The sequence below is a fragment of the Pseudomonas sp. GW821-FHT02A08 genome (assembly GCF_059422045.1).
The window spans coordinates 13,639-38,439 of record NZ_JBWKWD010000025.1 but is presented as its reverse complement, the minus strand read 5'-3'; the positions used below and the strand labels follow the sequence as shown (position 1 = coordinate 38,439).

General features: G+C 61.9%; 14 protein-coding genes. 10 read left to right on the top strand and 4 right to left on the bottom strand.

Annotated elements, in window-relative coordinates:
* Nucleotides 1-146 precede the first annotated feature (146 nt).
* The 7 genes from tpx (at nucleotide 147) to AC07W4_RS18045 (ending at nucleotide 13,240) form a co-directional block, all read left to right on the top strand.
* A complete protein-coding gene (tpx, locus tag AC07W4_RS18075) occupies nucleotides 147-647 on the top strand; it encodes a thiol peroxidase (RefSeq protein ID WP_007996495.1) in 501 nt (166 codons plus the stop codon).
* 178 nt (nucleotides 648-825) lie between these two features.
* Entirely contained in the window at nucleotides 826-2,142 is a 1,317-nt protein-coding gene (locus tag AC07W4_RS18070) for an MdtA/MuxA family multidrug efflux RND transporter periplasmic adaptor subunit (RefSeq protein ID WP_495033387.1), read from the top strand.
* Nucleotides 2,139-5,234: an MdtB/MuxB family multidrug efflux RND transporter permease subunit gene (locus tag AC07W4_RS18065; RefSeq protein WP_495033386.1), complete on the top strand. Its 3,096-nt coding sequence runs from the start codon at nucleotides 2,139-2,141 to the stop codon at nucleotides 5,232-5,234. The genes AC07W4_RS18070 and AC07W4_RS18065 overlap by 4 nt, the downstream gene beginning before the upstream one ends.
* Nucleotides 5,235-5,382: 148 nt before the next feature.
* Nucleotides 5,383-8,490, top strand: a complete 3,108-nt coding sequence (locus AC07W4_RS18060) for an efflux RND transporter permease subunit (RefSeq protein WP_495033385.1) — start codon at nucleotides 5,383-5,385, stop codon at nucleotides 8,488-8,490.
* Complete coding sequence (locus AC07W4_RS18055) at nucleotides 8,487-9,968, top strand: efflux transporter outer membrane subunit (protein WP_495033384.1); 1,482 nt, start codon at nucleotides 8,487-8,489, stop codon at nucleotides 9,966-9,968. Before AC07W4_RS18060 ends, AC07W4_RS18055 begins: the two co-directional genes overlap by 4 nt.
* 321 nt (nucleotides 9,969-10,289) lie before the next feature.
* On the top strand, nucleotides 10,290-12,407 hold the full coding sequence (locus tag AC07W4_RS18050) for a putative bifunctional diguanylate cyclase/phosphodiesterase (protein WP_495033383.1): 2,118 nt from the start codon (nucleotides 10,290-10,292) through the stop codon (nucleotides 12,405-12,407).
* An 86-nt stretch (nucleotides 12,408-12,493) separates the two neighbouring features.
* Nucleotides 12,494-13,240: an SDR family oxidoreductase gene (locus AC07W4_RS18045; protein ID WP_008049447.1), complete on the top strand. Its 747-nt coding sequence runs from the start codon at nucleotides 12,494-12,496 to the stop codon at nucleotides 13,238-13,240.
* A 149-nt stretch (nucleotides 13,241-13,389) separates the two neighbouring features.
* On the opposite strand, the gene mapR is transcribed toward AC07W4_RS18045, so the two are convergent.
* The 4 genes from mapR to AC07W4_RS18025 all read right to left on the bottom strand — a co-directional run bounded on the left by mapR (nucleotide 13,390) and on the right by AC07W4_RS18025 (nucleotide 16,903).
* Nucleotides 13,390-14,799: a GntR family transcriptional regulator MpaR gene (gene mapR, locus AC07W4_RS18040; RefSeq protein WP_495033382.1), complete on the bottom strand. Its 1,410-nt coding sequence runs from the start codon at nucleotides 14,797-14,799 to the stop codon at nucleotides 13,390-13,392.
* A 130-nt stretch (nucleotides 14,800-14,929) separates the two neighbouring features.
* A complete protein-coding gene (gene ccoG / locus AC07W4_RS18035) occupies nucleotides 14,930-16,342 on the bottom strand; it encodes a cytochrome c oxidase accessory protein CcoG (RefSeq protein WP_495033381.1) in 1,413 nt (470 codons plus the stop codon).
* A gap of 195 nt (nucleotides 16,343-16,537) precedes the next feature.
* The gene (locus AC07W4_RS18030; protein WP_495033380.1) at nucleotides 16,538-16,681 is read right to left on the bottom strand and encodes a hypothetical protein; all 144 of its coding nucleotides are present in this window, start codon (nucleotides 16,679-16,681) and stop codon (nucleotides 16,538-16,540) included.
* Between the two features lie 54 nt (nucleotides 16,682-16,735).
* Nucleotides 16,736-16,903, bottom strand: a complete 168-nt coding sequence (locus AC07W4_RS18025; protein ID WP_495033379.1) for a hypothetical protein — start codon at nucleotides 16,901-16,903, stop codon at nucleotides 16,736-16,738.
* A 214-nt stretch (nucleotides 16,904-17,117) separates the two neighbouring features.
* On the opposite strand from AC07W4_RS18025, the gene AC07W4_RS18020 reads away from it, so the two are divergent.
* The 3 genes from AC07W4_RS18020 to glgB all read left to right on the top strand — a co-directional run bounded on the left by AC07W4_RS18020 (nucleotide 17,118) and on the right by glgB (nucleotide 24,783).
* Complete coding sequence (locus AC07W4_RS18020) at nucleotides 17,118-19,115, top strand: alpha-1,4-glucan--maltose-1-phosphate maltosyltransferase (RefSeq protein WP_495033378.1); 1,998 nt, start codon at nucleotides 17,118-17,120, stop codon at nucleotides 19,113-19,115.
* Between the two features lie 92 nt (nucleotides 19,116-19,207).
* Entirely contained in the window at nucleotides 19,208-22,549 is a 3,342-nt protein-coding gene (gene treS / locus AC07W4_RS18015) for a maltose alpha-D-glucosyltransferase (protein ID WP_495033377.1), read from the top strand.
* Nucleotides 22,550-22,551: 2 nt separating this feature from the next.
* Nucleotides 22,552-24,783: a 1,4-alpha-glucan branching protein GlgB gene (glgB, locus tag AC07W4_RS18010; RefSeq protein WP_495033376.1), complete on the top strand. Its 2,232-nt coding sequence runs from the start codon at nucleotides 22,552-22,554 to the stop codon at nucleotides 24,781-24,783.
* Nucleotides 24,784-24,801 lie beyond the last annotated feature (18 nt).

Here is a 24,801-nt window from a genome sequence, read left to right as displayed (position 1 = left end):
TCTTGCAGTGAGTGAGAAAGCGTTTGTATCCAGTTTTGTGCGCTGATACATGACAATTTATGATTGGCCATAGGTCGTCGGACAATTTCGTGGTTAACTTCGGCCTGGTCAAAATTATCCAAACCAACGTCAGAAGGACTCCGTTCATGGCTCAAGTCACTCTCAAAGGCAACCCGGTTCAAGTCAACGGCCAACTGCCACAAGCCGGTTCCAAGGCGCCAGCCTTTTCCCTGGTTGCCGGCAATCTGTCCGACGTGACCCTGAAAGACTTTGCCGGCAAGCGCAAAGTACTGAACATCTTCCCAAGTATCGACACCCCGACCTGCGCCACCTCGGTGCGCCAGTTCAACGCCAAGGCCGGCAGCGTCGACAACACTGTCGTGCTGTGCATCTCCGCTGACCTGCCATTCGCCCAGGCCCGTTTCTGCGGCGCCGAAGGCCTGGAAAACGTACAGAACCTGTCGACCCTGCGCGGTGCCGAGTTCATCCAGAACTATGGCGTTGCCATCGCCGACGGCCCGCTCAAGGGCCTGACCGCCCGTGCCGTGGTGGTTCTGGACGAGAACGACAACGTGCTGCACAGCGAACTGGTTGGCGAAATCGCTGACGAGCCGAACTATGAAGCGGCACTTGCTGTTCTGAAATAAGCGTAGCTTTACAATGTTTAACGGCCTGGCCCTGTCCAGGCCGTTTTCATTTGTGCTTCAGTGTCTTACACAAAACTCCTGTTACGTAAGCCAAAGGTAAATTGCCGGTAAAGGCGCTTTGCTTAAAACCCGCCAGTGCTTATCGTTCAGCCTCATGTAAAAAAAGCCCACGCGCCCAATGGTTGATCACTCAATGCAATCCTCCGCTTCCCGTAGTCCTCGTCGTTGGCTGTTCGGCCTGCTTGTCCTGTTGGTCATCGCTGGCCTGTGCTGGAAATTCTGGCCCGGCAGCGCTGCGCCCAAAGAGGCTGCGGGGCAGAAAGCCGTCGCCGGGCATACCGGCAGGTCGGGCGGCATGCGCCCAGGGTTCGGTGGCGCGTCCGGGCCGGTACCGGTGCGAGTGGCTCCTGCAGTCAAGGGTGACTTCCCGCTGTATTTCAAGGCGCTGGGCACGGTCACGGCGCTGAACACCATCAACGTGCGCAGCCGCGTCGGCGGTGAGCTGGTCAAGATCTATTTCGAAGAAGGGCAGATGGTCAAGGCCGGTGACCTGCTGGCCGAAATCGACCCGCGCCCTTACCAGAACGCCTTGCTCCAGGCCGAAGGCACCTTGCTGCAGAATCAGGCGCAGTTGAAGAATGCTCAGGTCGATGTCGAGCGTTATCGCGGCCTCTACAAGGAAGACAGTATTGCCAAACAGACCCTGGACACCGCCGAAGCGCTGGTCGGTCAGTTCCAGGGCACGGTCAAGACCAATCAGGCAGCGGTGAACGACGCCAAACTCAACCTCGAATTCACCAGGATCCGCGCACCGATCACCGGTCGCGTCGGCCTGCGTCAACTGGACGTCGGCAACCTGGTCGCGGCCAACGACACCACAGCACTGGCGATCATCACCCAGACCCAGCCGATCAGCGTGGCCTTCACCCTCCCGGAAAACAGCCTCGACACCGTGCTTGCCCGTTATCGCAGCGGTGCCAAATTGCCGGCTGAAGCCTGGGATCGCGGCGATACCAAACTCCAGGCCACCGGCGTGCTGCAGAGCCTGGACAACCAGATCGACGTCACCACCGGCACCCTGAAATTCAAGGCCCGTTACGAGAACCGCGATCAGTCGCTGTTCCCCAACCAGTTCGTCAACGTGCGCCTGTTGGCCGACACCCTCAAAGACGTAGTGCTGGCGCCTTCAGCCGCGATCCAGTTCGGCACGAACGGCACGTTCGCCTACGCCCTGGACGGTGACAAGAAGGTCAAGATACGTCAGTTGAAAGTCGGCGCCAGTGACGGCGTGAACACCGTGATCACCGAAGGCCTGTCGGCGGGCGACCGGGTCGTATTGGAAGGCACCGACCGCCTGAAGGACGGCAGCGACGTGGAGGTGGTCAACGACAGCCAGGACGTGCCGACCACGCCGACCGAACACCTGCAAGGCAAGTCGGCGGTCAACGCGGCTGAGCCTGCGACCACCGACAAGGCGAAAAAGGGCGGCGCATGAATCTCTCGCGGCTGTTCATCCTTCGCCCGGTAGCCACCACCCTGAGCATGCTGGCCATTATCCTGGCCGGCGTCATCGCCTATCGGCTGCTGCCGGTGTCGGCGCTGCCCCAGGTCGATTACCCGACCATTCGCGTCATGACCCTGTACCCCGGCGCCAGCCCGGATGTCATGACCAGTGCGGTGACCGCGCCGCTTGAGCGCCAGTTCGGGCAGATGCCTGGCCTGACGCAAATGGCCTCCACCAGTTCCGGCGGGGCGTCGGTGCTGACCCTGCGTTTCAGTCTCGACATCAACATGGACGTGGCCGAGCAACAAGTGCAGGCGGCGATCAATGCCGCGACCAATTTGTTGCCCAAGGACCTGCCGGCACCGCCGGTGTACAACAAGGTCAACCCGGCCGACACGCCGGTGCTGACCCTGGCCATCACCTCCAAGACCATGTTGCTGCCCAAACTCAACGACCTGGTCGATACGCGCATGGCGCAGAAAATCGCCCAGATCAGCGGCGTCGGCATGGTCAGCATTGCCGGCGGTCAACGTCAGGCTGTGCGCATCAAGGTCAACCCCGAGGCCCTGGCGGCCAATGGCCTGAACCTGTCGGACGTGCGCACCCTGATCGGCGCGTCCAACGTCAACCAGCCCAAGGGCAACTTCGACGGCCCGACCCGGGTCTCGATGCTCGATGCAAACGATCAACTGACGTCGCCCGAGGACTACGCCAACCTGATCCTGGCCTACGCCAATGGCGCGCCGTTGCGCCTCAAGGACGTGGCGGAAATCGTCGACGGTGCCGAGAACGAGCGTCTGGCCGCGTGGGCCAACGAGAACCAGGCCGTGCTGCTCAACATCCAGCGTCAGCCCGGCGCCAACGTGATCGAGGTGGTGGACCGGATCAAGGCCCTGCTGCCGAGCATCACCGACAACCTGCCGGCCGGCCTCGACGTGGTGGTGCTGACCGACCGCACCCAGACCATCCGCGCCTCGGTCAAGGACGTGCAGCACGAATTGCTGATCGCCATCGCCCTGGTGGTCATGGTCACCTTCCTGTTCCTGCGTCGCGCCAGCGCCACGATCATTCCGTCGGTGGCCGTGCCCCTGTCGCTGATCGGTACGTTCGGCGTGATGTACCTGGCAGGGTTTTCGGTCAACAACCTGACCCTGATGGCCCTGACCATCGCCACCGGTTTTGTGGTGGACGATGCGATCGTCATGCTGGAGAACATTTCCCGATTCATCGAGGAAGGCGACAGCCCGCTGAACGCGGCGCTCAAGGGCGCGAAGCAGATCGGATTCACCTTGATATCCCTGACCTTGTCGCTGATCGCCGTGCTGATCCCGCTGCTGTTCATGGCGGACGTGGTCGGGCGCTTGTTCCGCGAGTTCGCCATCACCCTGGCGGTGGCGATCCTGATTTCCCTGGTGGTTTCCCTGACCCTGACGCCGATGATGTGCGCGCGGTTGCTCAAGCGTGAACCCAAGGAATCAGAGCAGGGCCGCTTCTACCGTGCCAGCGGTGCGTTCATCGACTGGATGATCGCCGCCTACGGACGCAAATTGCAGTGGGTACTCAAGCACCAGCCGCTGACCTTGATGGTGGCCATTGGCACTCTGGCGCTGACGGTATTGCTGTACATGGTGGTGCCCAAGGGCTTCTTCCCGGTGCAGGACACCGGCGTCATCCAGGGCATTTCCGAAGCGCCGCAATCGATTTCCTTCGCCGCCATGAGCGAGCGCCAGCAGGAACTGGCCAAGGTGATCCTTGCCGACCCGGCGGTGGAGAGCCTGTCTTCCTACATTGGCGTGGATGGCGACAACTCGACCCTCAACAGCGGTCGCTTGCTGATCAACCTCAAGTCGCACCACGACCGTGACCTGAGCGCCACGCAAGTGATTGCCCGCCTGCAACCGGAACTGGACAAACTGGTCGGCATCCGCCTGTTCATGCAGCCGGTGCAGGACCTGACCATCGAAGACCGGGTCAGCCGCACGCAGTACCAGTTCAGCATGTCGTCGCCGGACTCGGAGTTGCTGAGCCTGTGGAGCAAACGCCTGGTCGAAGCCTTGGTCGAACGGCCGGAACTGACCGACGTTGCCAGCGATCTGCAGGACAAGGGCTTGCAGGTTTATCTGGTGATCGATCGCGATGCGGCGTCCCGGGTCGGTGTGTCGGTGTCGAACATCACCGATGCGTTGTACGACGCCTTCGGTCAGCGGCAGATTTCCACGATCTACACCCAGGCGAGCCAGTACCGCGTGGTGCTGCAATCGCAGTCCGGCGAGAAGATCGGCCCGGATGCGCTGAACCAGATTCACGTCAAGACCACCGATGGCGGGCAGGTGCGCCTGTCCAGCCTGGCGCACATCGAAGAGCGTCAGGCGCAACTGGCGATCACCCACATCGGCCAGTTCCCGGCGGTAATGATGTCCTTCAACCTGGCGCCCGGCGTGGCGCTGGGGCATGCGGTCGAGATCATCGAGCAGGTGCAGAAGGACATCGGCATGCCGATTGGCGTGCAGACCCAGTTCCAGGGTGCGGCGCAGGCGTTCCAGGCCTCGCTGTCGAGCACCTTGCTGCTGATTCTGGCGGCGGTGGTGACCATGTACATCGTGCTGGGCGTGCTCTACGAGAGCTACATCCACCCGATCACCATTCTCTCGACCCTGCCGTCGGCGGCGGTGGGCGCCTTGCTGGCGTTGATCCTGAGCGGCAACGACCTGGGCATGATCGCGATCATCGGCATCATCCTGCTGATCGGCATCGTGAAGAAGAACGCGATCATGATGATCGACTTCGCCCTCGACGCCGAGCGCAACCAGGGCATGGACCCGCAAACGGCGATCTATCAGGCGGCCTTGCTGCGTTTTCGGCCGATCCTGATGACCACTTTGGCCGCGCTGTTCGGTGCCGTGCCGTTGATGCTGGCCACCGGTTCCGGCGCGGAACTGCGCCAGCCGCTGGGTCTGGTGATGGTCGGCGGCCTGTTGCTGAGCCAGGTTTTGACCCTGTTCACTACGCCGGTGATCTACCTGTATTTCGATCGTCTCGGTCGGCGCTTTGGCAAGACCGGTGCTCAGGAGACGGCGGTATGACGGCCTGCATAACCTGTGGGAGCGGGCTTGCTCGCGAAGGCGTCCGGTCAGTCGACAGGGCTGTTGAATGCAAGGTCCTCTTCGCGAGCAAGCCCGCTCCCACAGGGGGGCAGCAGGGCTTGCGGGTTGGTGCCGGGAGCAGTCATCGATGAATCTCTCGGGACCTTTCATCAAACGCCCCGTGGCAACCATGCTGCTTTCACTGGCGATCATGCTGTTGGGCGGCGTGAGCTTCGGCTTGCTGCCCGTGTCTCCACTGCCGCAAATGGACTTTCCGGTGATCGTGGTCCAGGCCAGCCTGCCCGGGGCCAGCCCCGAGGTGATGGCGTCGACCGTGGCCACGCCGCTGGAGCGCTCCTTCGGTAGCATTGCCGGGGTCAACACCATGAGCAGCCGCTCCAGCCAGGGTTCGACCCGGGTGATCCTGCAATTCGACCTGGACCGCGACATCAACGGCGCGGCGCGGGAAGTGCAGGCGGCCATCAATGCTTCGCGCACCCTGCTGCCGAGCGGGATGCGCAGCATGCCGACCTACAAGAAGGTCAACCCGTCCCAGGCGCCGATCATGGTGCTGTCGCTGACGTCGGATGTGCTGGAAAAAGGCCAGCTCTATGACCTGGCCTCGACGATTCTGTCCCAGAGCCTGTCCCAGGTGCAGGGTGTCGGTGAAGTGCAGATCGGTGGCAGTTCGTTGCCGGCGGTACGTATCGAGCTCGAACCGCAGTCGCTGAACCAATACGGCGTGGCCCTGGACGATGTGCGCAACACCATCGCCAATGCCAACGTGCGCCGGCCCAAGGGCTCGGTGGAAGACGCTCAGCGGCTGTGGCAGGTCCAGGCCAACGACCAGTTGGAAAAAGCCCGGGACTACGAATCGCTGATCATCCACTACAACGGTGGCGCGGCCCTGCGCCTGAAGGATGTGGCCAAGGTCAGCGATGGCGTCGAGGACCGCTACAACAGCGGTTTCTTCAACGATGACGCGGCGGTACTGCTGGTGATCAACCGGCAGGCCGGCGCCAACATCATCGAGACGGTCAACGAGATCAAGGCGCAATTGCCGGCGTTGCAGGCGGTGCTGCCGGCCAGCGTCAAGCTGAACCTGGCCATGGACCGTTCTCCGGTGATCAAGGCCACGCTGCACGAAGCGGAAATGACCCTGCTGATCGCCGTGGCGCTGGTGATCCTGGTGGTGTTCCTGTTCCTCGGTAACTTCCGCGCCTCGCTGATCCCGACCCTGGCGGTGCCGGTGTCGCTGGTCGGCACCTTTGCCGTGATGTACCTCTACGGTTTTTCGCTGAACAACCTGTCGCTGATGGCGCTGATCCTGGCCACCGGACTGGTGGTGGACGATGCCATCGTGGTGCTGGAGAACATTTCCCGGCACATCGATGAAGGCGTGCGGCCGATGCGGGCCGCCTACCTCGGTGCCCAGGAAGTCGGCTTTACCTTGTTGTCGATGAACGTGTCGCTGGTGGCGGTGTTCCTGTCGATCCTGTTCATGGGCGGGATCATTGAAAGCCTGTTCCGCGAATTCTCCATCACCCTGGCGGCGGCCATCGTGGTTTCGCTGGTGGTGTCGTTGACCCTGACGCCGATGCTCTGCGCCCGCTGGCTGAAGCCGCACACGCCGGGGCAGGAGAACCGCCTGCAACGCTGGAGCCGACGGACCAATGACTGGATGGTCGGCAAGTACGCCACCAGCCTCGACTGGGTGTTGCGCCACAAGCGCCTGACCTTGTTCAGTCTGTTCGTGACAATTGGTGTGAATATTGCGCTGTATATTGTTGTTCCTAAAACATTTTTACCGCAGCAGGATACCGGCCAGCTGATCGGTTTCGTGCGCGGCGACGACGGCCTGTCGTTCAGCGTGATGCAGCCGAAGATGGAGATTTTCCGCCGGGCGGTGTTGAAGGACGAGGCGGTAGAAAGCGTCGCCGGGTTTATTGGCGGCAACAACGGCACCAACAACGCCTTCATGCTGGTGCGCCTGAAGCCGATCAAGGAGCGCAGCATTTCCGCACAGAAAGTCATCGAACGCCTGCGCAAGGAAATGCCCAAGGTTCCCGGGGCACAACTGATGCTCATGGCGGACCAGGACCTGCAATTCGGTGGCGGTCGCGAGCAGACCACCTCGCAGTACTCGTACATCCTGCAGAGCGGGGATCTGGGGGCATTGCGCGAGTGGTACCCGAAAGTCGTCACCGCGCTCAAGGCCTTGCCGGAGCTGACGGCGATCGATGCGCGGGAAGGCCGGGGCGCCCGGCAAGTGACCCTGATCGTCGACCGTGACCAGGCCAAGCGCCTGGGTGTCGACATGGACATGGTCACGGCGGTGCTGAACAACGCCTACAGCCAGCGGCAGATTTCGACCATCTACGACAGCCTCAACCAGTACCAGGTGGTGATGGAGGTCAATCCGAAATACGCCCAGGACCCGATCACCCTCAAGCAGGTCCAGGTGATCACCGCTGACGGCGCGCGGATCCCGCTGTCGACCATCGCCCATTACGAAAACAGCCTGGAAAACGACCGGGTCAGCCACGAAGGCCAGTTTGCTTCGGAAAGCATTGCCTTCGACATGGCCGAAGGCGTGACCGTGGAGCAGGGCGGTGCGGCCATCGAGCGGGCGATTGCCAAGGTCGGCCTGCCAGAGGACGTGATCGCGAAAATGGCCGGCACGGCCGACGCTTTCGCGGCGACTCAAAAAAGTCAGCCATGGATGATTCTGGGGGCGCTGGTGGCGGTGTATCTGGTCTTGGGGGTGCTGTACGAAAGCTACATACACCCGCTGACGATTCTCTCGACCCTGCCGTCGGCCGGGGTCGGCGCATTGCTGTCGATCTACGCGCTGGGCGGCGAGTTCAGCCTGATTTCGTTGCTGGGGCTGTTTCTGCTGATCGGCGTGGTGAAGAAAAACGCGATCCTGATGATCGACCTGGCGTTACAGCTGGAACGAAGCCAGGGCATGGCCCCGCTGGAGTCGATCCGCAGCGCCTGCCTGCAACGCCTGCGACCTATCCTGATGACCACTCTGGCGGCGATCCTCGGTGCCTTGCCGTTGCTGCTCAGCCGCGCCGAAGGGGCGGAAATGCGCCAGCCGCTGGGCCTGACCATCATCGGCGGGCTGATCTTCAGCCAGGTGCTGACGCTTTACACCACCCCGGTGGTTTACCTCTATCTCGACAAACTGCGCCATCGCTTCAATAAATGGCGTGGGGTGCGTACCGATGCTGCCCTGGAAACTCCGCTATGACTGACCGTTCGCTTTTCAACCTGGCTGCACCGCTGATCACGGCCCGAGGCTCGCGCCTGTTGAGCCTGTCACTGTGCGTGGCGATGCTCAGTGCCTGCGCCATCGGCCCGGATTACCAGCGCCCGCAAACCGCCGAACCTGCGCAATACAAGGCGGCAGAGGGCTGGCGTCAGGCCAACCCCAGCGATGCCCTGGCGCGTGGCGCGTGGTGGGAGTTGTATGGCGACCGGCAGCTCAACGACCTGATCGAAAAACTCAACAGCGCCAACCAGACTGTCGCCCAGTCCGAAGCGCAGTACCGCCAGGCCCAGGCCTTGGTGCGCAGCGCACGGGGTGCGTTTTTCCCGACGGTGGACCTGAACGTCAGCAAGAACCGTTCAAGCCAGGGTACCGGTAGCAGCAACTCCAGCCTGAGCAGTTCGTCCAGCGGCATTCGCGATACGTACTCGGCCCAGGCGGGCGTCAGTTGGGAAGCGGACGTATGGGGCAAGCTGCGCCGGGGCCTGGAAGCCGACACCGCCAATGCCCAGGCAAGCTTTGCCGACCTGGCGGCCATGCGCCTGAGCCAACAGTCGGAGCTGGTGCAGAATTACCTGCAACTGCGGGTGATCGATGGCCAGAAGCGCTTGCTCCAGGACACGGTCGAGGCTTATCGGCGTTCGCTGAAAATGACCGAGAACCAGTACCGCGCAGGCGTATCGGGCAAGGACGCGGTGGCCCAGGCCCAGACGCAACTCAAAGGCACCGAAGCCGATATGGTCGACCTGATCTGGCAACGCGCCCAGTTCGAGAACGCCATCGCCGTGCTGATCGGCCTGCCGCCGGCGCAGTTCAGCCTGGCGGAAAGCCAGGACATCCCGCAGTTGCCGCAAGTGCCGCCGGCATTGCCTTCGCAGTTGCTGGAGCGTCGCCCGGACATCGCGTCGGCCGAGCGCTCGGTGATGGCCGCCAACGCCAATATCGGCGTGGCCAAGGCCGCCTATTACCCCGACCTGACCCTGAACATGAACGGCGGTTACAGCAGTAGCACCTATGCCAACTGGATCAGCCTGCCGAACCGCTTCTGGTCGGTCGGACCGCAATTGGCCATGACCCTGTTCGACGGCGGCCAGCGCTCGGCGGAAGTCGACCGCAGTGAAGCGGCCTATGACGAAACGGTGGCCAAATACCGACAGACCGTGCTGGACGGGTTCCGCGAGGTGGAAAACTTCCTGGTGCAACTCAAGGTGCTCGAGGACGAAGCCGTCGTGCGCCAACAGGCACTGGATGCTGCCCGGGAATCGTTGCGCCTGACCCAGAACCAGTACAAGGCCGGTTTGATCGCGTATATCGATGTGGTGGTGACCCAGGCCGCGGCGCTGAGCAATGAGCGCAGCAACCTCGACCTGTTGCAAAGCCGCCTGATCGCCAGCGTGCAGTTGATTGCCGCGTTGGGAGGTGGCTGGGACGGGCAGCTTGAGGTGAGCGAAAACCGTTAGCGCAATCCCTGTGGGAGCGAGCTTGCTCGCGATGGCTGCGTCACATTCAGAATGGATGTTGCCTGACCCACCGCTATCGTCGGAACGCCGCCCGGAGCAAGCTCGCTCCCACAGGTTTTGTGCTCTCGACTCCTTCCTTGTGGCAGGCGCCAGCAGCTTGACGCGAGTTAATGTAAAACCTTAAAACAAGCGTTTCATCGGACTGATGGCCCTTTGCTCATTTTGTGGGTGCGTTCTCATTTGGAATCAGTACAATCGCCGCATTTGCCCCCACCCGAGAATGAAAGCCACTAACAAGGGGGGCGTTCGCGAGAAGTCTCCATGCTCATCGGCAGCTATTCCCCCACCCTGGTCATCATTTCGCTCTGCGTAGCGATTCTCGCCTCATACACCGCACTCGACCTGACCGGACGCATTGCCACCGCCAAAGGCCGCGCCGTGCATTTGTGGACCGCGGGCGGAGCCGTTGCCATGGGCATCGGCATCTGGTCGATGCATTTTATCGGCATGCTCGCGTTCAAGCTGCCGATCGATCTTGGGTACGACGGCACCATCACCCTGTTGTCGCTGCTGATCGGCGTGCTTTCCAGCGGTTTTGCGCTGTGGCTGGTCAGCCAGCCGCAATTGCCGGCCTGGCAACTGGCCTTTGGCGCGTTGGTCATGGGCGCCGGCATCAGCGCGATGCACTACACCGGCATGGCCGCCATGCGCATGCAACCGGGCATCGACTACGACCCGACTCTGTTCGGCGCCTCGCTGCTGATCGCGGTCGGTGCTTCGGGCGCGGCATTGTGGATCGCTTTCCGTCTGCGCCAGCACACACCTTATGTCCGTCTGATCCGTGGCGGTGCCGCCGTGATCATGGGTATCGCCATCGTTGGCATGCACTACACCGGGATGGCCGCCGCACGCTTTGCCGACGGCAGTTTTTGCGGCGCAGCGGTCAATGGATTGAGCGGCAATGGCCTGGACAACCTGGTGCTGATCACCACGTTGGCGGTGCTGAGCATTGCCTTGCTGACCTCGATCCTCGATGCACGCCTGGAGGCTCGCACCGCGAGCCTGGCCCGGTCTCTGACCGAGGCCAACCGTGAACTGACCCAACTGGCCTTGCATGACACTCTCACCGGGTTGCCGAACCGGACGTTGCTCGCCGATCGAATCGATCAGGCCATGTCGCGGGTCCGGGAACAGGGGGGGTGCTTTGCCCTGATGTTCATCGACCTGGACGGCTTCAAACCGGTCAACGATGCCTTCGGCCACCACATGGGTGATCTGCTGTTGCGTGAAGTAGCCGTGCGCCTGCGCGAAGACTTGCGCAGCCAGGACACTCTGGCGCGCATCGGCGGCGACGAGTTCGTGTTGCTGGTGCGATTGAGCGAACAGAACGACGCCTTGAACCTGGCGGCCCGTCAGGTCGGGATGATCGCGCGCGCGTTCCGGGTTGCCGAACATGATTTGCACATTTCCGCGAGTGTCGGCATCGCGCTCTACCCGGGTAACGGCCAGTCCGCCCATGAATTGCTGATGAATGCCGACGCGGCGATGTATCACGCCAAGGGCGCGGGTAAAAACGGCTACAGCTTTTTCGACGCTTCGATGAACAGCAACGCCCGCAAACAGCTGCAATTGCTGCAAGACTTGCGCAATGCCGTGGAACAGCAGCAATTCAGCCTGCATTACCAGCCCAAGTTCGACGCCGCCAATGGCCGTCCGGTGGGCGCCGAGGCCTTGTTGCGCTGGGAGCACCCGACGCAAGGCATGCTGTTGCCGGACAAATTCATCGAAATGGCGGAAAAAACCGGGCTGATCATTCCAATCGGCGAGTGGGTGCTCAACGAAGCCTGCCGTCAGATGCGCGAGTGGTACGTGCTGGGCTACACCGATTGGCGCATCGCGGTGAACCTTTCGGCCATCCAGTTCTGTCATTCCGGGCTGGTCCAGAGTGTCGCCAAGGCCCTGGCGGCTCACCATCTGCCGGCTAACAGCCTGACCCTGGAAATCACTGAAACCACCGCCATGAGCGATGCCGACGCGAGCATGACGGTGCTGCAGGAACTGTCGGAAATGGGCGTCGACCTGTCCATCGACGATTTTGGCACTGGCTATTCGAGCTTGATGTACCTCAAGCGCCTTCCGGCCAACGAGCTGAAGATCGACCGGGGGTTTGTGCGGGACCTGGAGCGCGACAGCGACGACGCCGCCATCGTGTCGGCCATCGTCGCCCTCGGCCAGGCGCTGGGGTTGCGCATCGTCGCCGAAGGCGTGGAAACCGGTGTGCAGCAGGACTTCCTGACGCAACTCGGTTGTGATTCGTTGCAGGGCTACCTGCTGGGGCATCCGCTGCCGGCCGCAGGTTTCATGATGGAAATCCATCGCGGCGAGCAATTGGTCGAACAGCTTAAAGCCAGTGCCGAGCGTGAAATGTCGATGACATGACAGCTGACGTGTAGCCATGCAAAAACCGCCAATGGCGGTTATTCTTGCCCCCGACCGCTTAAGCTTTGATTGGGGGAAAAGCTCGCATGGACAAAGTCATCGTCATCACCGGCGGCAGCCGCGGCATTGGTGCGGCCACCGCTCTGTTGGCCGCCGCGCAGGGCTATCGGATCTGCATCAACTATCAGGCGGACGAACAGGCCGCACTCGGCGTGCTGGAGCAAGTCCGCGCCCTCGGTGCGCAAGCCATTGCGGTACGGGCCGACGTCAGCATCGAAGACGAAGTCATCGCGCTGTTCCATCGGGTGGACAGTGAACTGGGGCGGGTCACCGCGCTGGTGAACAACGCCGGCACCGTCGGGCAGAAGTCCCGGGTCGACGAGATGTCCGAGTTCCGCATTCTCAAAATCATGAAAACCAACGTCCTGGCGCCGATTCTCTGTGCCAAGCACGCGATCCTGCGCATGTCGCCCAGGCACGGCGGGCAGGGCGGCAGCATCGTCAACGTATCGTCGGTCGCCTCGCGCTTGGGGGCTCCCAACGAGTACGTGGATTACGCGGCGTCCAAAGGCGCGCTGGACACCTTCACCATAGGCCTGTCCAAGGAAGTGGCGGGCGAGGGGATTCGCGTCAACGCTGTGCGTCCGGGCTACATCTACACCGATTTTCATGCCTTGAGCGGCGATCCGGATCGGGTCAGCAAACTCGAGTCGGCGATTCCCATGGCCCGGGGCGGGCGCCCGGATGAAGTGGCGGAAGCGATTGTCTGGTTGTTGTCGGACAAGGCTTCCTATGCGACCGGGACTTTTGTTGATCTTGGTGGTGGGCGTTGATCTGAGGTTTGCGTTGTCAGTGCCGGCCTCTTCGCGGGCAAGCCCGCTCCCACAAGGAATCTCGGGTGTTCACAGACTTTGCGTACACCAGGTAACCCTGTGGGAGCGGGCTTGCCCGCGAAGGCATTTGACCGGGCGACGCCTGTTTATCAGAACGACCGCACAATCCGCCCCAACGTCTCCATCGCCTTCTCCGATTCCTCGGTCCACGGGCTGCCGTAATTCAACCGAATACAGTTCCTGAAGCGCTGGGTCGGTGAAAAGATCGGCCCCGGTGCAATGCTGATGCCTTGGGCCAATGCCATCTGGAACAACTTCAACGAATCCATCTGCTCCGGCAATTCCAGCCACAGAAAGTACCCGCCGGCCGGTTGGCTCACCCGTGTCTGCGCGGGAAAATACCGGGCGATGGCGGCGAGCATGGCGCTTTGCTGGTCTTCCAGGGCGTGGCGCAACTTGCGCAGGTGCCGGTCGTAGCCGCCATGTTGCAGGTAATCGGCGATGGCGGCCTGGGCCGGCATCGAGGCGCACAGCGAGGTCATGAGTTTCAGGCGTTCGATCTTCTGCGCAAAACGCCCGGCGGCGACCCAGCCGATGCGGTATCCGGGGGCCAGGCTCTTGGCAAATGAACCGCAATGCATCACCAGCCCTTCAGTGTCAAAAGCTTTGGCCGGTTTCGGCGCCTGCTGGCCGTAATAGAGTTCGGCGTAGACGTCGTCTTCGATCAGCGGCACCTGGTGGCGACGCAGCAGTTCCACTAGCTGCTGTTTCTTGGCCTCGGGCACGGTCGCGCCCATGGGGTTCTGGAAGCTGGTCATGCACCAGCAGGCCTTGATCGGATGGCGTTCAAGCGTTTGTTCGAGCACGCCGAGGTCGATGCCGTCGCGCGGGTGCACGGGGATTTCCACGGCTTTGAGTTTCAGGCGTTCGAGCACTTGCAGGCAGGCGTAGAACGCCGGGGCTTCGATGGCCACCAGGTCGCCAGGTTGCGTCACCGCTTGCAGGCACAGGTTGAGGGCTTCCAGGGCGCCATTGGTGATCAGCAGTTCTTCCATGGGCAGCATCAGTCCACCGACCATGTAGCGCAGAGCGATTTGCCGGCGCAGTTGCGGGTTGCCGGGCGACATGTCGGTGACCACCATGCGCGGGTCCATCTCGCGGCTGGCGCTGGCCAGGGAGCGGGACAAGCGTTGCAGGGGGAACAGCGTCGGGCTGGGGAACGCCGAGCCGAAGGCCACGGTGTTCGGGTCCTTGATCGAATCGAGCACCGAAAATACCAGTTCGCTGACGTCGACTTCCGTGGACTCGTTGACCTCATTGCTGATCACTGGCTCGGAAAACGGCCGGGGCGCATGGGCGTTGACGAAGTAGCCGGAACGCGGGCGGGCGCGGATAAGGCCGCGACGTTCCAGCAGGTAGTAGGCCTGGAACACCGTGGAAGGGCTGACCCCGTAGGTCTGGCTGGCGTATCGCACCGACGGCACGCGCTGGCCGGGACCCAGGACGCCGGAGCGGATCAGTTCTGCGATGTCGTCGGCGAATTTTTCGTAGCGTTTCATCGAGTGTCCGGAAGGTTGTCATTCAAGAAAATCGAGGTGACTTCATCGCGGGCAAGCCCGCTCCCACATGGACGATGCAATACCTGTGGGAGCGGGCTTGCCCGCGATGGAAGCACAGCAGTCTAAGGGATCAGCGATTCATCGGCGCAACAAACCGGCTCTTCGCGATGCTAGAGACGCCGGGCTCATCGCTGTCGACCACCTTGAAGCTGATGCTCTGCGAACTGCTGGCCGGACGCTCCGTGTGCATCACCACCGATACCGGCACATCGACGATCTCGCCCGGTGCCAGGCTCAACACGGTCTTGCCCTGCAACGCGAAGTCATCGGCATCGACCAGGCTCAATTGATAGTCCTGACGCTGCTGAGTCTTGTTGATCACCTTCAGACTGTAGATGTTTTCGATCTGCCCCTGGCTGTTCTCGCGGAACAGGCCCCGGTCCTTGCTGACGTCGAGTGACACCATCGGCCGTTCCACCAGCGCCACCACCAGGGCGGCGATCATCACCAGCAGCACGGCGCAGTAGCCGATCAGGCGCGGACGCAGCAGGTGTGTCTTGCCACCCTGCAACTGATGCTCGGACGTGTAGCTGATCAATCCCGGGGCGTAACCCATTTTGTCCATGATCGAGTCGCAGGCGTCGATGCATGCGGCGCAACCGATGCATTCCATCTGCAAGCCGTCGCGAATGTCGATGCCGGTCGGGCAGACCTGTACGCACAGCTGGCAATCGATGCAATCGCCCAAACCGACTTCGGCGGGTTTGACCTCGCGTTTGCGCGGGCCACGGTTTTCGCCTCGGGCCACGTCGTAGGAAATGGTCAGGGTGTCCTTGTCGAACATCACGCTCTGGAACCGCGCGTAGGGGCACATGTGCATGCACACCGCTTCACGCAGCCAACCGGCATTGATGTAGGTGGCGCCAGTAAAAAACAGCACCCAGAACAGGCTGACGCCGCTCATCTGGAAGGTCAGCAGCTCTTCGGCCAGTGGCCGGATCGGCGTGAAATAGCCGACGAACGTCAGGCCGGTCAGCAGGCTGATGGCCAGCCACAAGGTGTGCTTGGCCGAGCGACGCATCAGCTTGTTCAGGCCCCACGGCGCGGCCTGCAACTTGATCCGCTGGTTGCGTTCGCCTTCGGTGATCTTCTCGCACCACATGAAGATCCAGGTCCACGAACTTTGCGGGCAGGTGTAGCCGCACCAGACCCGGCCCGCGAACACGGTGATCGCAAACAGGCCGAACGCGGCGATGATCAACAACGCAGAGAGCAGGATGAAATCCTGCGGCCAGAAAGTGGCGCCGAAGATATGGAACTTGCTTTCGGAAAGGTCCCAGAGCACCGCCTGGCGGCCGCCCCAGTTCAGCCACACAGTGCCGAAAAACAGCAAAAACAGAAAACCGGCGCCGCTGATGCGCAGGTTGCGGAACAGCCCGGTGAAGCTGCGGGTATGGATCAGGTTGTCGCTGGATTTGGCCTTCATCCTGGGACGCGAAGGCTCGAATGTTTCTACGGTTCGGACGGGGATTCTCTCGCTCATGGTCTTTCGCTCATCAGCCTCCATCAGGCATGAGCACTATGAGCGGCGATCTGTTTCCATAACAGACTCAGGTATTGCATTAAAAAGCGGATCAGATGGTCGTGTTCGCAGCGCCTGCGACAACTTGAAGCAGCCGTCGCTGCCGGGCCCAGGGGCCTTTGCAAAACAGCGGCGGCAGGTGCGGATCAATCCCGGTCAAATTACCGAACCACTGTCGGTGGTTTTCAAGTGCCTGCGCCCATCCACCGCGCCCGCGACTGTCAAGGCGTCGGCCCCGGCTTCTGTTTCGCCATTTTCAGTGGTGAAAAAACCGGTCTGGTTCTCGATGCGCACGGTCATGGCGGGATCCTTGAGATCGTTCTCCGGCCAGCATGGGGAAGCGATCAACTGTCGTCATTGAGGGTTCACAATCACCGGCGGCATCGTCGTTGGCGGTTCTTCCCTTGGCGGCGGGTCCTTGTCGGGTGGATCCTGTTCGGGCACCGGTTGCGGTTCGCTGGGCGGTATCACCGGGTTATCGATGTTTGGGTCGGGGGTTTCAGCCGGGAATGGATTGTTCATTGTTTAGCCTGCGGTGGCACATGGCGTGAGTCGTGCTTAAGTAGGTGGACTACTTGGTTGACCACGGCGCGATGGACTTGATTCCGGAAATTGTCGATGAAACTTTCCCGGCGGCTGTCGTTCGGAACCTAAGTGAGTGCATCCCGGGGCGGATTGCCCGGCGGGGTGGCGACCAGACACAAGCGCGTCCATGGGGCGTAAGGAGAGAGGCTCGATGACGGCTGAAAAACCGACTGAGTTGAGCTACAACCCGCACATGCCGCTGTCGCAGGCGTTGTTGCTGCCGCGCATCGTCATTGAAAACATCATGCCGACCCTTGAAGGCGGGCAGTTCGCGGTCAAGGCCGTGGTGGGGCAGGACGTGGTGGTGACGGCCAAGGTTTTCGCCGACGGGCATGACAAGCTGGCGGTTCGCGTGCGCTGGCGGGCCGAAGACGAGGACGTCTGGCAAAGCGCGGCCATGAACGACCTGGGCAACAACGGTTGGCAAGGGCAGTTCCGGGTCGCCAGCCAGGGCCGTTATCTGTTCTGTATCGAAGCCTGGATCGATCAGTTCGCCAGCTTTTGCCATGAGCTGGAAAAGAAGCATGCGGCTGCCGTTCCAGTCAGCCTGGAATTACAGGAAGGGCGGATTCATGTGCAACAAGCAGCCGAACGCAGCGAAGGGCAACTCAGCGAGCAACTGGCGGCCTTGCACCATGAGCTGTCAGGGCTGCTTGAAACCGAGCAGATTGCACTGTTTTTGCACCCGCGTAGCACCGACCTCATGGCCCGTGTCGATCACCGCGCCTACCTGAGCCTGAGCCCGGAATGCCCGGTGGATGTGGAGCGCGAACTGGCGCAGTTCGCCAGTTGGTATGAATTGTTCCCGCGTTCGATCACCGACAGTGCGACCCGCCATGGCACTTTCAATGACGTGCATTCGCGGCTGGCGATGATCCAGGACATGGGTTTCGACGTGCTGTATTTCCCGCCGATCCACCCGATCGGACGCAGCTACCGCAAGGGCCCGAACAACTCCCTCACCGCCGGCCCCGATGATCCGGGCAGCCCCTATGCGATTGGCAGCGAGGAGGGCGGACACGAGGCGATTCACTCGCAGTTGGGCACCCGTGAAGACTTCCGCCGACTGGTGGCGGCCGCCTCGGCCCATGGCCTGGAAATCGCCCTGGATTTTGCCATCCAGTGCTCTCAGGACCATCCGTGGCTCAAGCAGCACCCCGGCTGGTTCAACTGGCGGCCGGACGGCACGATCAAATACGCGGAGAACCCGCCGAAGAAATACCAGGACATCGTCAACGTCGACTTCTATGCCCCCGAGGCGATTCCGAGCCTTTGGGTGGAGCTGCGCGACATCGTGACCGGTTGGGTCGAGGAGGGCGTGAAGATCTTCCGCGTCGATAACCCGCACACCAAGCCGTTACCGTTCTGGCAGTGGCTGATCGCCGATGTACGGGCGCTGTACCCCGAGGTGATTTTCCTCGCCGAAGCCTTTACCACCCCGGCCATGATGGCGCGCCTGGGCAAAGTCGGATACTCCCAGAGCTACACCTATTTCACCTGGCGCAACACCAAGGCCGAACTGGCGACCTACTTCACTGAACTCAACGAATCGCCTTGGCGCGAATGCTACCGGCCGAATTTTTTCGTCAATACGCCGGACATCAACCCGGCGTTCCTCCATGAATCCGGACGCCCCGGGTTTCTCATCCGCGCCGTGCTGGCGACCATGGGCTCGGGCCTGTGGGGCATGTACTCGGGTTTCGAGTTGTGCGAGTCGGCGCCGGTGCCGGGCAAAGAGGAGTACCTCGACTCCGAGAAGTATGAGATCCGCCCGCGGGACTTCAACGCGCCGGGCAACATCATTGCCGAGATCGCCCAGCTCAACCGCATCCGCCGGCAGAACCCGGCGTTGCACACGCATCTGGGCCTGAAGGTCTACAACGCCTGGAACGACAACATCCTGTACTTCGGCAAACGCAGCGCCGATGGAGGCAATTTCATCCTGGTTGCGGTCAGCCTCGATCCGCACAACGTGCAGGAGGCGAATTTCGAGTTGCCGTTGTGGGAAATGGGCTTGCCGGACTACGCCAGCACCCAGGGCGAAGACCTGATGAATGGCCATCGCTGGACCTGGCATGGCAAGCAGCAATTCATGCGGATCGACCCGGCGTATCAGCCGTTCGGGATCTGGCGCATCACCGCCTCTTGAATGCGCCGCCCCCCCCCCTGCAGGAGCAGCCTTCGGCAGCTCCTGCAGGGGGCGTCTGAGAGCGGCCTTTATGAATTCACCAGGAGTTTCACATGGCGAAGAAACCCAAGGCAGCCACGTTCATCAAGGACCCGCTCTGGTACAAGGATGCGGTGATCTATCAGGTACACGTCAAATCGTATTTCGACTCCAACAACGACGGCATTGGCGACTTTCCCGGCCTCATCGCCAAGCTCGACTACATCGCCGACCTGGGCGTCAACACCATCTGGCTGTTGCCGTTCTATCCCTCGCCACGGCGCGACGACGGTTATGACATCGCCGAGTATCGCGGCGTGCACAGTGACTACGGGACCATGGCCGATGCCAGGCGTTTCATTGCCGAGGCTCACAAACGCGGCCTGCGGGTGATCACCGAACTGGTCATCAACCACACCTCCGACCAGCACCCTTGGTTCCAGCGCGCACGCAAGGCCAAACCCGGATCGGCGGCGCGGGACTTCTACGTGTGGTCCGACGACGATCAGAAATACGACGGCACCCGCATCATCTTTCTTGATACAGAGAAGTCCAACTGGACCTGGGACCCGGTCGCCGGCCAATACTTCTGGCACCGTTTCTACTCCCACCAGCCGGACCTGAATTTCGATAACCCGCAAGTCATGAAAGCGGTGCTGTCGGTGATGCGTTACTGGCTCGACATGGGCATCGACGGCTTGCGCCTGGATGCGATTCCCTACCTGATCGAGCGTGACGGCACCAACAACGAAAACCTGCCGGAAACCCACGATGTCCTGAAACAGATCCGCGCCGAAATCGACGCCAATTACCCCGACCGCATGCTGCTGGCGGAGGCCAATCAGTGGCCGGAGGACACCCAGCTGTACTTCGGCGACACCGACAAGAAAGGCCTGAACGGCGACGAATGCCACATGGCCTTTCACTTCCCGCTGATGCCGCGCATGTACATGGCGCTGGCCCAGGAAGATCGCTTCCCGATCACCGATATTCTGCGCCAGACCCCGGATATTCCCGCCAACTGCCAATGGGCGATCTTCCTGCGCAACCATGATGAACTGACCCTGGAGATGGTCACCGACAAGGAACGCGACTACCTGTGGAATTACTACGCCGCCGACCGTCGCGCGCGGATCAATCTTGGGATTCGCCGGCGCCTGGCGCCGCTGGTGGAGCGTGACCGACGCCGGGTCGAACTGCTCAACAGCCTGCTGCTGTCGATGCCCGGCACGCCGACCCTGTATTACGGCGACGAGATCGGCATGGGTGACAATATCTACCTCGGCGACCGCGATGGCGTGCGCACGCCGATGCAATGGTCCATCGACCGCAACGGCGGTTTCTCCCGCGCCGACCCGGCCAGCCTGGTGTTGCCACCGATCATGGACCCGCAATACGGTTACCTGTCGGTCAACGTCGAAACCCAGGCCGGCGACCCGCATTCGCTGTTGAACTGGACCCGGCGCATGCTCGCCGTGCGCAAGCAATCCAAGGCTTTCGGGCGCGGTACGTTGAAGATGCTGTCGCCGAGCAACCGGCGGATTCTGGCCTACACCCGTGAATACACCGGGGTGGACGGCAAGCACGAAGTCATTCTGTGCGTGGCCAACGTGTCGCGCAGCGCCCAGGCCGCCGAGCTGGATCTGTCGGCCTACGTCGGCATGGTGCCGGTGGAAATGCTCGGGGGTAACGCGTTCCCGCCCATCGGCCAGCTGAATTTCCTCCTGACGCTGGCGCCTTACGGCTTCTACTGGTTCGGCCTCGCCGCGGAAAACCAGATGCCGAGCTGGCATGTGGAGCCCGCACAGAGCCTGCCGGACTTCACCACGCTGGTGCTGAAAAAGCGCATGGAGGAACTGCTCGAAGCGCCGTCACGCACCACGCTGGAGCAAAGCATCCTGCCCAGCTGGTTGCAGAACCGCCGCTGGTTCGCGGGCAAGGACGCCGCCATTGAGCAGGTCGACCTGGCCTATGGCGTGCGGTTCGGCGATCCGCAGCATCCGGTGCTGTTCGGCGAGATCAATGTCACCAGCGCTGGCCAGGGCAGCCGCTACCAGTTGCCGTTCGGCTTTATCTCGGAAGATCAGGTTGGTACGCCGTTGCCGCAGCAATTGGCATTGTCGCGGGTACGGCGCGGACGCCAGGTTGGCCTGATCACCGATGCCTTCAGCCTGGACACCTTTGTGCATGCCGTATTGCAGGGCATTCAGAGCGGTACCGTGTTGGCCTCCAGCGATGGCGACATTCGCTTCGAGTCCACCGCCGAGCTTGAAAAACTCGGCCTCAATGCCGAGTCGTCGGTACGTTACCTGTCCGCCGAACAGTCCAACAGCTCGGTGGTGATCGGCAACAGCCTGGTGTTGAAACTGATCCGCAAGGTCGCCAGCGGTGTGCACCCTGAGCTGGAAATGAGTGCGTATCTGACGCAAGCCGGATTCAGCAATATTTCGCCATTGCTGGGGGCCGTGGTGCGCCGGGACGGGGCGGGCGAAGACAATTTGCTGATGATCGCCCAAGGCTACTTGAGCAATCAGGGCGACGCCTGGGAGTGGACCCGGAACAACCTCGAACGGGCGCTGCGCGATGAGCTGGCCGACGCCGTGTCCGAACAGGAACAACATTACAACGCGCTCGGCGAACTGAAAGATTTCGCCGCTATGCTCGGTCAGCGCCTGGGGGAAATGCACCAGGTGCTGGCGGCGCCGAGTGCCAATCCGGACTTCTTGCCCCAGGTCACCACGCAGAAGGAGGCGCTGGCCTCGGCCAAGGATGTCGCGGCGCAAGTCGAGCACGCGCTGAACTTGCTCAAGCAGCATAAACATCAACTGAACCCGGCGGACCAGACCCTGGTCGGCCGTTTACTGGACAACAGGAAAGCCATCCTCGGCCATGTACAGGCGTTGGGCAAAAAGACCGCGGGCGGCTTGCGCATTCGTGTGCACGGCGACCTGCATCTGGGGCAGGTGCTGGTGATCAAGGGCGATGCCTACCTGATCGACTTCGAAGGCGAACCGGCCCGGCCATTGCATGAACGACGGGGCAAACACAGCCCGTACAAGGATGTCAGCGGCGTGCTGCGCTCTTTCGACTACGCGGCGGCGATGGCGATCAATGTGCAGAGCGTCGATAACACCGCGGCGGCCGATGCCGCGCGCTTGCGGGTCACCGAGCGCTACTTGGGCGAGGCGCGGCAGGCATTTGTCGACGCTTATCGGCTGGCGGCAGCTAGTCTTGCCCATGCATGGCAAGATCCCGAAGGCGAGGATGCCGCGTTGGCGTTGTTCGGTCTGGAGAAGGCGGCGTATGAAGTGGCCTATGAGGCGGAAAATCGCCCCACCTGGTTGCCCGTGCCGTTGCACGGTTTATATGGATTATTGAGTGGGCTTGAACCCTTTTCCGATCTTGGTGGAGAGTAGTCATGAGTGTCTCGAACAAGGAACAGGGTCATCACAAAGAAGCGCTGCTGCCCAGGGCGCGGGATATCGATGCGTTGGTGCGTGCCGAGCATATCGATCCTTTCGCCATTCTTGGCCCCCACGCCGATGGCGCCGGCGGGCAATTCATTCGCGCGTATCTGCCGGGCGCCCTGAGTGTGCAGGTGCTGGCCAGGGACTCCGGGCAAGAGCTGGGCCAACTTGAAGCCACAGAGACACCGGGGCTGTTCGTCGGTCATTTCGACCGTGCGCAGGCGTATCTGCTGCGTACCCGTTGGGCCGGCGGCGAACAGACTGCCGAAGACCCTTACAGCTTCGGCCCGTTGTTGGGCGAAATGGATTTGTACCTGTTTGCCGAAGGCAATCACCGCGACCTCAGCGGGTGCCTGGGCGCACAACTGAAAACCGTGGACGGCGTCGACGGCGTGCGTTTCGCCGTGTGGGCACCGAATGCCCGGCGGGTATCGGTGGTTGGTGATTTCAACGTCTGGGACGGTCGCCGGCACCCGATGCGCCTGCGCCATCCCACTGGAGTCTGGGAACTGTTCATCCCGCGCCTGCAAGCCGGGGATACCTACAAATACGAGATTCTCGGCGCCCACGGGATCCTGCCGTTGAAGGCCGATCCCGTGGCGCTGGCCACCAGCCTGCCACCGGACACCGCCTCGAAAGTCGCCTCGCCCTTGAACATCGACTGGCAGGACCAGGACTGGATGTTGGCCCGGGGTGACCGCCAGCGGGTGACGGCGCCGTTGTCGATCTACGAATTGCACGCCGGTTCGTGGCAATGCGAACTGGACGACCTGGGCGAAGTGGCCCGCCAGTACACCTGGCCCGAACTGACCGAGCGGCTGATTCCCTATGTCAAAGACCTGGGCTTCACCCATATCGAACTGATGCCGATCATGGAGCATCCGTTCGGCGGTTCGTGGGGCTATCAGTTGCTGTCGCAATTCGCGCCGAGTGCGCGCTATGGCACGCCCGACGAGTTCGCTGCGTTCATCAATGCCTGCCATCAGGCCGATCTCGGGGTGATTCTCGATTGGGTGCCGGCGCATTTCCCCACCGATACCCACGGCCTGGCCCAATTCGACGGCACGGCGCTGTACGAGTACGGCAACCCCCAGGAAGGGTTCCACCAGGACTGGGACACGTTGATCTACAACCTGGGCCGCACCGAAGTGCACGGCTACATGCTGGCCTCGGCGCTGCACTGGCTCAAGCATTTCCATGTCGACGGCCTGCGGGTCGATGCCGTGGCCTCGATGCTGTACCGCGACTACTCGCGCAAGGCCGGCGAGTGGGTGCCTAACCGCCATGGCGGGCGGGAGAACCTGGAAGCCATCGACTTCCTGCGCCACCTCAATGACGTGGTGGCCCTCGAAGCGCCCGGGGCGCTGGTGATCGCCGAGGAATCCACCGCATGGCCGGGTGTCAGCCAGGGTACGCAACAGGGTGGCCTGGGCTTTGCCTACAAATGGAACATGGGCTGGATGCACGATTCGCTGCATTACATCCAGCAGGATCCGGTGTACCGCGCCCATCACCACAACGAGCTGAGTTTCGGCCTGGTGTACGCGTGGTCCGAGCGCTTCATCCTGCCGATCTCCCACGATGAAGTGGTGCACGGCAAACATTCGCTGATCGACAAGATGCCCGGCGACCGCTGGCAGAAATTCGCCAACCTGCGGGCCTACCTGAGTTTCATGTGGGCCCATCCGGGCAAGAAGCTGTTGTTCATGGGCTGCGAATTCGGCCAGTGGCGCGAGTGGAACCATGACCAGCAACTGGACTGGTACCTGCTGCAATACCCCGAACACAAGGGCGTGCAGAAACTGGTGGCCGACCTCAACCGCTTGTACCGCGAAGAGCCGGCGCTGCATGAGCAGGACGATGTGCCCCAGGGTTTCCAATGGCTGATCGGCGATGACGCGATCAACAGCGTTTATGCGTGGTTGCGCTGGAGCAAGGACGGCGAACCGGTGCTGGTGGTGGCCAACTTTACGCCGGTGCCGCGTGAGGCTTATCGCATCGGGGTGCCGTTTGCCGGGCAGTGGAACGAGGTGCTCAACAGCGATTCGTCCATCTATGCCGGTTCCAACTACGGCAACAGTGGCGGGGCGTTGGCCGAAGAAGTGCCGAGCCATGGCCAGGCGTTGTCGCTGGTGCTGAATTTGCCGCCGTTGGCAGTGTTGATGTTGCGGCCGCAGGGCTGATCTGAAGTCGGCGGTGCT